This window comes from Glutamicibacter nicotianae (assembly GCF_002797775.1).
Classification (GTDB): Bacteria; Actinomycetota; Actinomycetes; order Actinomycetales; family Micrococcaceae; genus Glutamicibacter; species Glutamicibacter nicotianae.
In genome coordinates, this window is record NZ_PGEY01000001.1 from 2,921,090 (window position 1) to 2,934,524 (window position 13,435).

At 56.3% G+C, this 13,435-nt stretch carries 8 protein-coding genes; 5 read left to right on the plus strand and 3 right to left on the minus strand.

What is annotated here, in order from left to right; all coding sequences use genetic code 11:
* The first annotated feature begins 36 nt into the window (after positions 1 to 36).
* From ATK23_RS13595 to trxA, 5 genes are all read left to right on the plus strand, one after another.
* Positions 37 to 576 carry an NUDIX domain-containing protein gene (locus ATK23_RS13595; protein WP_038992756.1) on the plus strand — a complete coding sequence of 180 codons (540 nt, stop codon included), beginning with the start codon at positions 37 to 39 and terminating at the stop codon, positions 574 to 576.
* On the plus strand, positions 560 to 2,317 hold the full coding sequence (murJ, locus tag ATK23_RS13600; protein ID WP_245858432.1) for a murein biosynthesis integral membrane protein MurJ: 1,758 nt from the start codon (positions 560 to 562) through the stop codon (positions 2,315 to 2,317). Before ATK23_RS13595 ends, murJ begins: the two co-directional genes overlap by 17 nt.
* A gap of 126 nt (positions 2,318 to 2,443) precedes the next feature.
* Positions 2,444 to 4,009, plus strand: a complete 1,566-nt coding sequence (locus tag ATK23_RS13605; protein WP_100339289.1) for a hypothetical protein — start codon at positions 2,444 to 2,446, stop codon at positions 4,007 to 4,009.
* Positions 4,010 to 4,109: 100 nt separating this feature from the next.
* Positions 4,110 to 5,075: a thioredoxin-disulfide reductase gene (trxB, locus tag ATK23_RS13610; protein WP_066142780.1), complete on the plus strand. Its 966-nt coding sequence runs from the start codon at positions 4,110 to 4,112 to the stop codon at positions 5,073 to 5,075.
* A 28-nt stretch (positions 5,076 to 5,103) separates the two neighbouring features.
* Positions 5,104 to 5,427 carry a thioredoxin gene (gene trxA, locus ATK23_RS13615; RefSeq protein ID WP_066142777.1) on the plus strand — a complete coding sequence of 108 codons (324 nt, stop codon included), beginning with the start codon at positions 5,104 to 5,106 and terminating at the stop codon, positions 5,425 to 5,427.
* A 921-nt stretch (positions 5,428 to 6,348) separates the two neighbouring features.
* On the opposite strand, the gene ATK23_RS16395 is transcribed toward trxA, so the two are convergent.
* The 3 genes from ATK23_RS16395 to ATK23_RS13630 form a co-directional block, all read right to left on the minus strand.
* Positions 6,349 to 6,540 carry a hypothetical protein gene (locus ATK23_RS16395; protein ID WP_157066408.1) on the minus strand — a complete coding sequence of 64 codons (192 nt, stop codon included), beginning with the start codon at positions 6,538 to 6,540 and terminating at the stop codon, positions 6,349 to 6,351.
* A 4,519-nt stretch (positions 6,541 to 11,059) separates the two neighbouring features.
* On the minus strand, positions 11,060 to 12,253 hold the full coding sequence (locus ATK23_RS13625; protein ID WP_038992747.1) for a ParB/RepB/Spo0J family partition protein: 1,194 nt from the start codon (positions 12,251 to 12,253) through the stop codon (positions 11,060 to 11,062).
* A 194-nt stretch (positions 12,254 to 12,447) separates the two neighbouring features.
* A complete protein-coding gene (locus tag ATK23_RS13630; RefSeq protein ID WP_073707181.1) occupies positions 12,448 to 13,371 on the minus strand; it encodes a ParA family protein in 924 nt (307 codons plus the stop codon).
* Positions 13,372 to 13,435 lie beyond the last annotated feature (64 nt).

Here is a 13,435-nt window from a genome sequence, read left to right on the forward strand (position 1 = left end):
AGGCGGCTAGCGGCACTTTCTCGATAGAGTGGTTCTATGAACCGACCGATCCCGTCTGCCCCGAAGCGCACTCCATTGACTGCGTCAATGGCTCGCGCGCAGGCAACTGGCGGTCATACGAGCTTGCCGACCGTGGAAGAAGTCTCTTCCGGAGGCATCGTCATCGACTTCGACGACCCCAAGTTGCCAGTGGCAATTATTGCCCGCTACAACCGCGGCGGACGGCTGGAATGGTGCCTGCCCAAGGGCCACCCGGAGGGCGTGGAAACCAACGAGGAAGCGGCTATCCGCGAAATCGAGGAAGAGACCGGCATTGCTGGACGCATCCTCGCCCCGCTGGGTTCGGTCGATTACTGGTTCACCGTGACGAATTACCGTGTGCACAAGACCGTGCACCATTTTCTGCTGGAAGCTACCGGCGGGCATCTGACGATCGAGAATGATCCCGATCATGAAGCCGTCGATGTTGCCTGGGTGCCGCTGGGTTCCCTGGGCAAGCGCCTGTCCTTCCCTAATGAGCGCCGGATCGCCGATCTGGCACGCGAGGTCCTTACAAAGCATGTCCCAGGTTCCTAATCCAACTGCCGGCTTCGACCAGCCAAACACCGGAGCCACGGACATCGTCGCCGAACCTCCCCGGCAGCCGATAGCCCAACCGGCAGGATCGCGTTCCAAGATCTATGCCCTGATGGCTTCCGGCACGATGGTTTCCCGCCTGCTGGGCTTCGTGCGCACGGCCTTGCTGGCGATGGCCATTGGTTCGGTCACCTCGGTGGCCGACATCTTTGAAAAAGCCAATGTCATCCCCACCATCATCTACATGCTCTTGGCCGGCGGCATTTTCAATGTCGTGCTCATCCCGCAGCTGATCAAGGCTTCCAAGGCCAAGGATCGCGGTGCGGCATACACGTCCAAGCTGGTCACGCTGACCGTGGTGGGCATGGGGATCCTGACTTTGATCCTCACGCTGTGCGCCAGGCCCTTGATCACGGTGCTCACCAGTAACTGGACCGAGCCGATGATCGCGCTGGGAACGGCATTTGCCTACTGGTCGCTGCCGCAGATCTTCTTCTACGGGCTCTACGCGGTCCTGGGCCAGGTGCTGAACGCCAACGGCCGATTCGCCGCGTTCATGTGGGCCCCGGCGGTGAACAACGTCATCCAGCTGATCGTCATTGGCGCATTCATCCTGACCTTCGGCGCCTACTCGTCGGGCGACCCGATGCAGGAGTGGAACAGCATCAAGACCATGTGGCTGGCGGGCGGAGCCACCTTGGGCATCGTGCTGCAGTCAGTCGTGCTGTTCTGGCCGTTGAAGAAGACCGGGTTGAAACTGACCCTGGACTTCCAATGGCGCGGCATGGGCCTGCGCCATGTGGGCAAGCTGGCAATCTGGACGCTGGCGGCCATGGTGATCGGCAATCTTTCCTCGCTCGCCTACTCCAAGATCGTCTCCGGCGCTACCGCAGCTCGAGCGCAGCTGCCGTCCGAACAGGCCGCCTCGGTCGCCGGCGAGTACGCGCTGAACACCTCACAGCTGATCACCGTGCTGCCGCATTCGCTATTCGCCCTGACTGTCGCCACCGTGCTGTTCAACGACTTCGCCCGGGCGTTCACCGAGAACCGCCGCAAGGATGTCGGCCAGCTGCTGAACCAGGGCATGCGCTCCACCGCCATCCCCATCGTGTTCTGCACGCTGGTCTTCATCGTGCTGGCCGGGCCGCTGGGCAGGCTGTTTGCCGGCAGCTCCGAGCATGCGGCGCAGGCCGCGGGCGCTTTGGGGCAGCTGCTGGTGCTCACCGCGCTTGGCCTGCCGTTCAAGTCCCTGCAGTTCTTCATGCTGCGTGTCTTCTACGCGGCAGAAGATACCCGCACCCCGATGCTGATCCAATCGGCCACGGCAGCGGTCGGCTTGGTCCTGGCGTTCACCGCGGCCGCCGTGGTTGACCCGCTGCATATCGCCGCCGCCATTGCCTTCATCTACGGCTTGACCAACGTGCTGACCTGCATCGGCACCCATTATCTGATCAAGCGCCGCTACGGCAGCTACGATGTTTCCTCGGTCATCGACACCTACATCCGAGTCGGGTGGATGGCTACGCTGTCGGCTATCGTCGGCTGCGTAGCGCTCTGGCTGCTGGGAGGATTCAGCTTCGGATTCGCCTACGATTCAGTAGTCAGCGCGCTGATTTCGGTGGCTGTTGTCGCCCTGCTGATGGGCATCGTGTTCATCGGCCTGCTGCACAAGACCAAGGTTCCGGAGCTCCAGTCGTTCCTCGGTCCGATCCTGCGCAGAATCCCGGGATTGAATCGCTGATAATCCGCTGAAACTTGCTAGTGATTCTGGGCAAATAGGCACCAAATAGCCGGAGCTGACCGGTAACATGACAGGTGGTGGTCTGTGGACCGCCACCGAACCAAATTCAACCCCTTGGAGATGCACGTGTCGCAGCCAATCGATGTCGGCTCTGTCCTCAGCGGCCGCTACCAGGTAACTGAGAGTGTCCTTTCATCAGCTGAAGGAGACTTGGTACTCGGTGGCGTAGACCAGGTGCTGAACCGCTCGGTCAGCATCATGGTGGCTTCCGTCGAGAATTCCTCGCAGCTGGCAACGAGCGCACGCGAGATCGCCATGGGCGAGCGCGCATCGAACGTCCAGGTGCTGGATCTGGGCATCACCGACTCCAACCAGACCTACCTAGTCGCCAATACCGCGCGGTCCTCGGACCTGCTGGACCTGGTTCTGGAAACCGACGACGCTCCATACGTTGAGCCGTTCTTCACCGATACCCTCGGCACCGAGATCTTTGGCGAGTCCCGCCAGGCTGTCCCCGAAACCTACGAAGACGACAACGAGTACTACGAGCAGCTGCAATACGAGGACGAACCAGAACATCAAGGCAAGATCGGTTCCGCCCTGGCTGGGGGCTTCGCGGGGCTGAAGAACCGCTTCGGCAAGAAGAACCAGGAACAGCCTGAAGAGGAGCAGTTCGACCAGACCGCGCCGAACGAACAGGTTCCCGACACCGTCGCCACCCCGGTTGCCCCTGCTGAAAATCCAACGGCCGAAGACAAGCCGAAGGTCACCCGTCTGGACGACGACGAACCTAACGTCACCGCAACCGCGGCGCTAGCCGCCGCAGCGCAGTCCAAGGGCAACACCCCGGCCAAGCCTGCCAAGGAAGAGCCGGCCAAGGAAGAAGAAAAGCCTGCAAAGAAGAAGGACGCAGCTGCAGCGGCCGCTGCAGGTGCCGCCGCAGCCGCGCCTAAGGCCTCGACCTTCCCGGCAGCAGCCAAGAACGCTCCCGCCCAAGACCCGCAGGTCGACGAGCAGGAAGAGGAAGAAAGCGGATCCAAGGGAACTCGCCTGCTCGTTGGCGCCGTATTGCTGATCGTGCTGGTCGTTGCCGTGGTCTTCGCCTTCAACTTCCTAGGTGGCGACAAGAACACCACCGCAGAGGGCGAGACGCCAACTGCCGTGGAATCCTCGGAGAAGCCTTCCGAGTCCGAGAAGGAACAGGAACCTACCGAAGAGTCCTTGCCTGCCCCGAAGGTCGATGACGTGTCCCGCCTCGTTCCCGGCAACCAGCAGCTGAATTCCGAAACCGATGGCAAGCTGGGCCAGATGATCGACGGCAACGCGTCGAGCACCTATGCCACCTACTCCTACACCACAGCTGATTTTGGCGGCTTCGCTTCCAACATGGTCTTCATCCTGGAATTGGACGAGAAGTCCAAGATCTCCGAGGTCAACCTCGAGGGCCTGAACGGCACCGGCGGCAATTACGAGATCCTCGTCGGCGACTCCGACGATCTGGGCGATGCCAAGTCGGTAGCCAAGGGCTCATTCTCCGGCCCTTCGATATCGGTAACTGTCAAGGGCGACGACAAGGACTACATGGAAGGATCCCACGTATTCCTGGACATCACCGAGCTGCCTCGCAAGGCATCCGGTGGCAACGATTCGCGGCCATTCGGTCTGCAGATCGGTGAATTCTCCGCCAAGTAATAGAAGCGGAATTTTTTACGAAAGCAATGCGTTGAGGTGGATAGTGAGGTTAGACCTTGCTACCCACCTCGCATTAATAGAACGAAAGGGTTCTACCCCCGTGACTTCAGCACAGAACGACGAAATCCGCGACGTCATCATTGTCGGCTCCGGTCCGGCCGGTTACACCGCCGCGGTTTACACCGCCCGTGCGAATCTGAACCCACTAGTCATCGCAGGCTCAGTCACCGCCGGCGGCGAACTGATGAACACCACCGACGTGGAAAACTTCCCGGGCTTCCCCGAGGGCATCATGGGCCCTGATCTGATGGACAACATGCAGAAGCAGGCCGAACGCTTCGGCGCCGAGATCCTCTTCGATGACGTCACGGAAATGAACCTCGAGGGCGAAATCAAGACGCTGTCCCTGGCCGACGGCACCGTCTACCGTGCCCGTGCTGTCATCGTCTCCACGGGCTCTGCCTACCGCGAGTTGGGTCTGGAAGATGAAAAGCGCCTCTCCGGCCATGGCGTCTCCTGGTGCGCCACCTGCGACGGGTTCTTCTTCCGCGAGCAGACCATCGCCGTAATCGGCGGTGGCGACTCGGCCATGGAAGAAGCACTGTTCCTGACAAAGTTCGCGTCCAAGGTCATCGTGGTGCACCGCCGCAACGAACTGCGCGCCTCGAAGATCATGGCCGACCGCGCCTTGGCCCACGAGAAGATCGAGTTCATCTGGGACTCGGAAGTCGTCGGCATCAACGGCGCAGAGAAGGTCGAGGGCCTGGTCGTGAAGAACCGCACCAGCGGCGAGGAAACCACCGTGGATGTCACCGGCATCTTCGTAGCCATCGGCAACGACCCTCGCGTGGATCTGGTCAAAGACCAGCTTGAGCTGACTTCCGAAGGCACCATCGCCGTTGAAGGCCGCTCTTCCAAGACCTCGCTGCCAGGTGTCTTCGCTGCCGGCGACGTGATCGACTCCACCTACCGACAGGCCATCACCGCAGCCGGTTCGGGCTGCGCCGCGGCCCAGGACGTGGAGCACTACCTGGCCAACGTTTCCGAAACCCTCGCTACCGCCTAACAGATTTCTCAGAAAGGGGTTGTCTCTCATGAGCAACGCAAAAGCAGTAACTGAAGCAACCTTCCAGGCTGATGTCCTGGATGCCGAAAAGCCAGTCATCGTCGATTTCTGGGCTGAATGGTGCGGCCCTTGCCGCCAGCTCGGTCCGATCCTGGATCAGATCGCAGAAGAGCACGCTGCGAAGGTCGACGTCGTGAAGGTCAACGTCGATGAGAACCACGCAATTGCCGCCAAGTACGGCATCACCAGCATCCCTGCCGTGTACGTGTTCAAGGGTGGCGAGCATGTTGCCACTTCCATCGGTGCCAAGCCAAAGGCTGTCATCGAGAAGGACTTCGCAGAATACCTGTAAGTCGATACGTCATTGGAGTGGAGACCAACCGCAAGGTTGGTCTCCACTCCTGTTTTAACCGATGCCTTGTGAAAATCTTGCTAGTTCTCCCATTCCGGAGTATGTTCCAGCCCTGACCCCAGCTCAGATGGGGGCTATTCTTTGATTTGAAGACGTTTTGACGAGTAACGATGAAATATCAATATTTACACTTTGTTTTTGGATTCTTGGTACCATTTTATGACTTAATGCATCAATACTTGGTTTCGATGAGTCGAGCTCGTACTTTCTGCTCGGATAATGGCTCGCCAAGTTCGAGGCCTGCATCGGTGATTCAGTGCTGTTTGTTCCGGTGCATTTTGCAACCTGCTCTGCGTTGCAGGGACTACCCGTCGGCCAGCTCTCGATCCCGAATGCTTCGCCTCCGACTTTCAAGGAGTGGCAGCAGCATGCGGATTTAAAAACGCATGCAGCAGTCTTTTCTTTGAGAGAGCAGGACAGTGCCGTTCAGTGCCGCCTTTGCATAGGATCCTTCCATCATGCGACAGCCTGAGCTATCGATCCGGGCTCTTGAATGTATCAGCTGCCCCGGAGTGCGTCGACCTTTCCTGTATCCAGAGCAGGGGTTCCATCAGGACCGGCCGCAGAGGCTTTGCAAGGAAACTCCCGGCGCTGTGGAGCTACACTCTTCAAAACCCGAGGCACCATCTGGCTCCGTTGGTAGGTGCTCAACGGCCTGAGCCACGAGCAGATCTGCCAACACCTGTTCCCAGTCCGCAACGGTCGCAGAATCCTGTTTGACCAATCAGACCGGATCATTCACGCATGAGGAAACTGGTTCTAGACTCGACGCCCCAGCCGTTGATGCGCCGTGTCTGCGCCGACCACGCCAAAGACTCTGAATTGAATATTTGACTCTTTGAAGGCCACCAATATTGCCGTTCAGAGCCACCAGCTGAAAACGCCGTTATTCTCGATCAGAGCCACCTGATTCTCTCCTTCAGAGCCACCCTGTATAAACCCCTCTGTCAAGGGGCATGAGTTTCTGCCCACCGGCGGCCACGAATAATGCCCATTAAGGGTCAGCAAAACTGCCTGCTGCCCATAATCAGCCAATGTGGTATCAGCCGTCATGCACAGCAGTCTGCCCGTGCTGAGAGGGGCTACATCAAGGAACTCACCCCAGCACCAGCCAACACCTGCGTCAACCGAACAGATTCACCGCTGGTTTGGCAAATGTGCGCCTGACGCAGCAACCGATCCACCGAGGACGTCGCCAGGGCATTGGGCATCAATTTACAGTGTCCTGATGCTCGATCAGTGGCTTTTGGAACCACCCAGCGTGGAAATTTCGCGTTCTATTATCGTGCTCATGGAGCAACAGCAAGACAGAGCATCCCCATTTTCTGCACGCAGTACAAGCAGTCGGACTACCCCGGCCGGCTGGTGGCTCTGAACAAGAATAATGGGTGGCCCTGAGCGGCAATACTGGTGGCTCTCAAAGCTTCTAATATTCATCTGGATCCACGGACAAGTGACGACATAGCTGCGTGATGGCAGGGACGGGCTCACTTGACTTAGTTCTCTCTCGATGACGTGGGCATGCAAATAGGCCTGCGGTACGCGTCCACTGTCTCGGAAAAACAGCGCAAATCAAAGCGTCTACAGCCACAGACCTAACGCTATTTTCGCTCAGTTGCTCCTGTTCTGGGCCAGCAGTGCGCTGCTCTTCTCATCAAAGCCTCTGTGGGCTCGTGTAGCGATCCAGGAGCCTACGGAACCTCTTGGTCACTCGGAGTGGTAGATGGAAGGCTCTCAGTGGCGCTTCTGGTGCTCGTAGCGCTTATAGATGCGATTTGATCATCACACTCCATGACTGCACTTGACGCTCATCGGACGTACCCTTGTTAGAGACAAGAACATACGAATGAAGCGCGCGGGACCCCTCGGCAGACCATGCGTGCTGGTCGGGATTACGTTCTGGTTATACGTCCAGATTCATTGATTGCGCGCCCTACACGGAATACTGTCCGCGTACGTCGAACATCGGATAGTTGCTCCCGTTGTCTCTTCCGATCTGCCTATGCAGTTCTAGTTATTGGCAACTCGGCTATCGTCAGGACATCCACCCCTATGATCATTTACCTGTGATCATTCGCGATTCCAGCCTGAAGGGAAATTCCAGTGACTTGCGTGGTCATTCCATTGGGCATGGCGTGGGAAACGAGGTGTCGTTTAGGTGGTTCTCCTTGTTTCACGTGAAACACGTTTCCAGCGCTTAGTCTCGAAAGTCCTGTATGGTTCATCGATTAACGTTTCACGTGAAACGGTGCCAAAAAGCGGCTGTTTTCAGCCTGAGTCTAAGTGAGTATGTAGCCATTATGGCAGCCACCGCTCTTCCAACGCAGAGTCGCCCGAGGGGTACTCCATTATTGTCACTCGGAGCTGCCAAACACTATCCGTCTAAATAACCCTGTATAAACTCCCGGCCAGTGCAACAGACTTTCTCGCAGAACAAGCCATGTTCAACGGCACGCGCGAATGTCGCTCATGCCCCAGCTTTACGCCGAGGCTTAGTCAGGACGATTCTTTACGTCCACACCCGACGCATCTCCCGCAGCAGAGTCATAGAAGTAGGCGGCGCCTCCTTACAAAGCTGAGCGCGCCTTCAGGACAAGAGCGGCAAAAGCGCTACTAATTGCGATTCCTTGACCGCAACCAACTCTAAACGTGTTGACCCAACCATACTGGAGCATCGACCATACGGATCTAGGTTAGGCTGGCGCCTACCTCAAGCTTTGCACGATGACTACGTACGACAGGACAGGACCATCGAACCGCATTCAAGGGCTACAACAAGTTCTGATCCTCATACCATCATCATTTACTCGTAGACTTGGACAAGTCCAGAGTTGAGCACAAAGCAGGCATAACCATAGAGACTGACGGCCAGAAGCCATCATGACCCTACACTCCCCCTTTCAGTGCCCAACGGTCCACAGTGTATCCTTTTGTCATCTGCCTGCCGTTCAAGATGTTCCCTTTCGAAGAGCCCAGTCGCGATATGAGGTAGCGGTGATCCCGTCAGAATGGAATGGTGACTCCAGGCGCTAATTCTCAGAGGCGCAGAAGCATAGTAACGGGCGGCTCTGAACCGGAACTCTTTTGTGGCTCCAAAGGTTCAATTATTCATCACCACTTCAAGAACACTGCTCGCCCATTAGATTGCGGGTCCGGTTCATGCCACTCCCCTATCCGGCAGAATGTACTCACCAGATTCAGTCGTGTACAGCAACCCTAAAGCTTGAAGTCGATGTCCTGAAAGCTGATTCGAATGCAAATGAGTGACAGCCATCGAAACGAAGCCATTCAAGGACGTAGCGTGGATAAGAATCTCCGACTAATGCCGACTATGGCCATGAATGGATTGCGTCCGGCTCACAGCAACTCTTGAAAGTCTAGATCGTCTCCTGATCAGGTCTAGAAACCGCTCGTTGCTGGACTCTGCCAATTCGCTCTATTCCGAGGCGAACGTAGAAATCCAAGCAAGCCAGACTACGGCCACCGAATATCACTCGTCCACGTTGCAGTTCCTGCAGATCCGTGGATGGGGGCGGCATGTTGATTGCTCGATAGGTTTCTTCAGAGCCCTGGCCACCAGTCAAAGCCAAGGGTATATCGAACGAACCGCCTGAGGGAGGGTCTATGTTTCACGTGAAACTTGTTCTCATGAGTCATGACGTAAGCGGACTAACAGCGAAGATGCCCGAGAGAAATTCTTTTCCTCGTTTCATAAGTCAGTTCATCATCTGCTCTTATGGCATGGCTATCAGCCTGACTATTTGAACAGCGACCTCACGGCGGTTACAACATCGGACTGGTGTTTGTCGTTAGAGTAAACAATGCATCAGTCCAATGTTTAGGCCTAGATAGATTCGTGATCGACGCTAATCATTTCAAGGCTGCATTAGAAGACCACGCCTATCCCGGGTGGAGTCATCAAATCCTAGAGTCTGGATCGAGTACTGGAAATCAGTCGCAGCGAACTTATCATCTTTGCATGATCCAGTGAATGAAGGAGTAGTCTCCCTACCGACCGACACAGCAACTTCTCATCGAGCACAGTCTGATCGACATTTTCGTTCTATTCCATAGGACAGTTTCACTCGAATCATAGATCCGCAGAAAGCTGATCATCTGAATCTTGGGGGCCTCTACAATTCCGATCTAGAGTCACCAGAGAGAAACGCCGCCGTTGTCTCTCATTGCCACCGAATATTTTTCGTCAGAGCCACCCCCTATACGCTGCTCCCACCACGCAACCGACTGTATGGTGGACAGAATCTTTTTCAATGTACGAAAGTTCGAAGTCATGCGACTAATCCAGCTCGCGCTGAGAGTCTGCCAGACTGCGCCATCGCATCCACGCAAGGCATCTTTCACGACAGCGTAGGCGTAGACCTCAATGCCGCAGATATCGTCCTCGTAGCTGGAAGCACCTCGAGTAGCTGAGCGACGAGCAGGTCCTTCAACTACTTTTCCCGACTGCAACTAACAAGAAGGCGCGATGCCCAACCTGGGCTAGAACAGCTTCTTTACGTCCTACGAACGCTGCTTACTCCAACTCATGGTCACCTCCAACGTCGATGACAAAACGTCAGCATCGAATTAGGCTGGCTAGGAGCTTCCATGGCCTCGCACGAGCATCGTCGCCGGGCAACAGGCTCTGAGGATCTATTTGAAGCCTGCCTGCCGTTCAGTCGATACTTTACGTGGAGCTCTGCCTTTGCATAAGGCAGCCGTAAGTCGGTTATGGCTGGCCGGTGGCTCTGGATGAGAATTCTAGCGGCTCTTAAAGCCACGAATATTCACTATTGAGCCATTCGGGATATGGCACCTCCGTCAAGAATTCTGAGACTTTCCCGCGTAAGGGACGATCAGGTTCTCTCGGCTGAAGGACATGCATTCACTCTGTGGCTTGATGGTCCCTACCCTTTTAACGTATGTCTTTGCTTGGAGCGCCCATCCTGTTCGTGAGCGAACCATTGCCTAGTGATCAGCCTCCAAGTCGGGGTCGCACTCCAGCAGTTAAGGTGCATAGGGCTACAGAATCAACCATGAACCAGGTACGCCATGTCAGCAAGACCTGACCTTCTTGAACGTCCGGCAGACAGGAACATTTAGACGGTTTTGCTTCGGGGTGACGAGGTGCGGATGGTGCCCCAGTCGAGTTCGGTGCACTACTCTTCCCGAGCACTCCCCCAAAGGCTCATGACGGTTCTCTGCTCCTCCTGCAACTCCTTGGAAACGCACCAGGAGTCGATCGGTGCATCGTCAGTTGCGAGAGGTTTTTCGTTGCAACTCCGATGAAGGCCCTTGGGGAGGCGTGGACACAAACTGAGATGCACTTGGCGCAAAGTCTGGGTCTTCGCGTGGTACTGATTCTTCGGGCCGAAAGAAGTCCTTGCATCCAGCCTTCAGGGTTGTACGTCCCGAGAGATTCTAATGCAGTGACAACATCCGCTGGCCAACCTCTCCTTCAACCCTTCCTAAATACTGGCCACCGCTCCCCAATACTTGTTTCACGTGAAACAGCGTTTTGGAGATAGAGAAGGCGCATGTTTCACGTGAAACATGCGCCTTCTCTATCTAATTACGAGTTCATTGTCGGATCGATAACCTGCATGATGCGGTTCAGATCATCGACCGAAGCGAACTCGATACTGACCTTGCCCTTGCGGCTGCCAAGTTGAATCTTGACGTTAGTGTCCAAGCGGTCCGCAAGCGATGTCGCCAAGAAGTCCAAACGCTCATTACGCTGGGTCTCGCGCGCCTTCTTGGCTGGCTTGCGCGGCTTATCATCGCTCAGGGCAACTGCCTCTTCAGTCGCCCGCACAGACAGACCCTCGTTGATGATCCGCTGGGCCAACTGTTCAATGACTTCGTTGTTGGACAGTCCAAGCAAGGCCCGTGCATGGCCGGCCGAGAGAACCCCCGCTGCAACGCGACGTTGAACGAGAGGAGGGAGCTTCATCAAACGGATCGTGTTGGAAATCTGCGAACGTGACCGGCCAATTCGTTCGGAAAGCACTTCCTGCGTGCAGTTGAACTCTTCTAAAAGCTGTTGGTAAGCAGCAGCCTCTTCCAGCGGATTGAGCTGCGAGCGGTGCAAGTTCTCGAGCAGCGCATCGCGTAACAAATCGGTGTCTTGCGTGTCCCGAATGATCGCCGGGATGGTCGCCAGGCCAGCGGCCTGCGTTGCTCGCCAACGACGTTCACCCATGACCAGTTCGTATGGGGCGTCATCCTTCTCGCGCGAAGGACGAACAACGATAGGCTGAAGCAGTCCAATTTCACGGATGGAATGGATGAGCTCATCCATGTGCTCTTGGTCGAAGTTGGTTCGCGGTTGCTTGCGATTCGGGTGGATGAGCTTGACGTCGAGTTCAGCGAACTGCGCTCCAGGAACTTCAACTAGATCCGAAGAGTCTGGGGTGTCAGGCTTCGGCTGACTCTTCTTAGGTGCTGACTTCTCGGCCGATGCATCATCCTCGCGCACAGGAGAACTCTTCGTCCCAAGAGTTGTGTTCAAGCCAGGCATCGTAGCTCGAGCACGCTTTGCCGGCTTAGCAGCAGTAGTTGGTGCCTTCGGCGTTGAGGACTTGCGTCCCGGTTCGAAGAACATATCGACTGGACGTGCTGCCCGTGGCCTCGATGCTTCTGCGACAGGCTCTGCGGGCGATGTTTCACGTGAAACATCCTGCTTCTCCTCTGGAGCTGCGGTCGCCGGCGAGCTGGAAATGAGGGCACCTAGTCCCCTGCCCAAGCCCCGCTTCTTGTCTGCCATGTTTTTCGCACGCCCTTTCATCCGAAATTTCAGCCCGAGACTAGTCTACTGTTTATTGGCATCGAACCGGGGATGCGCACAGTGCGTCACCCACGGCTTTCGCAATGAGTGTTAGCTATCAGCCACGGTGTCACGTCTGAAACAAACTAAAACCTAAGGTAAACGACTCTAGGGGGAAATGCCCTTCTACGGGCCTACGCGCCCCGCTCAGCCATCTCTAGGGCTGCTTCGGAGTACGACAGGGCGCCGGTCGAGTTCGGGTCATAGGTAATAACGGTTTGCTGATAGCTCGGAGCTTCAGAAATTCGCACCGAACGCGGAATGACAGCCTTGAGCACCTGCTCCGGGAAGTGCTCCCGAACTTCGTTAGCCACCTGTGCAGCAAGATTAGTGCGACCATCATACATGGTCAGCAAAATCGTCGAGACTGTCAGCTTGGAGTTCAGGTGCTTCTGGATCATCTCGATGTTCTTCAGCAGCTGACTCAGACCTTCCAGCGCGTAGTACTCGCACTGGATAGGGATGAGAACCTCACGAGCGGCAACGAAGGCGTTGACGGTCAACAGGCCCAAGCTCGGTGGACAGTCGATGAAGACATAGTCCAGGCGAGGCAGTCCCTCGCGCTGGCGAGTCCGAGCGTAGTCGTCCAAGGCGCGCTGCAGGCGCTGTTCGCGAGCTACCAGAGAAACCAATTCGATCTCTGCACCAGCCAAGTGAATCGTCGCAGGAGCGACCTGCAAGGTTGGCAGGTCTGGGCATGTAGCTACGACATCAGACAATGGAAGGTCGTTGATTAGCACATCGTAAATGCTGTCCACCTCAGCATGATGCTCGATACCCAGCGCGGTTGAAGCGTTGCCCTGCGGATCGATGTCGATCACCAGGACGTTCAGTCCCCCCTTGGCCAGAGCGGCTGCAAGGTTTACGGTGGTCGTCGTCTTGCCGACGCCGCCCTTCTGGTTGGAAATCGTGAAATAGCGGGTCTTCTCGGGCGTTGGCACCTTACGGGCCTCCAAAGCTTCGCGACGACGATGTTCACTAGCTATTTGAGTAGCCAGGGGCGAGGACGAGTCGTTGAAATCAAACGCGCTATCCGATGAATCCTTAGTCTTAGACAAAGGTAAAACTCCTCCTCGTGAAGTGGTGCGCCTAATACTCATAGCGTGCACCGATAATGTTTCA

What these genes read in the sequence shown, in the direction of transcription:
- ATK23_RS13595 (WP_038992756.1), top strand. Translation starts at nt 37, where the DNA reads ATGAACCGACCGATCCCGTCTGCCCCGAAGCGCACTCCATTGACTGCG.
- ATK23_RS13625 (WP_038992747.1), bottom strand. Translation starts at nt 12,253, where the DNA reads ATGGCAGACAAGAAGCGGGGCTTGGGCAGGGGACTAGGTGCCCTCATT.
- murJ (WP_245858432.1), top strand. Translation starts at nt 560, where the DNA reads ATGTCCCAGGTTCCTAATCCAACTGCCGGCTTCGACCAGCCAAACACC.
- ATK23_RS16395 (WP_157066408.1), bottom strand. Translation starts at nt 6,540, where the DNA reads ATGACGGCTGATACCACATTGGCTGATTATGGGCAGCAGGCAGTTTTG.
- trxA (WP_066142777.1), top strand. Translation starts at nt 5,104, where the DNA reads ATGAGCAACGCAAAAGCAGTAACTGAAGCAACCTTCCAGGCTGATGTC.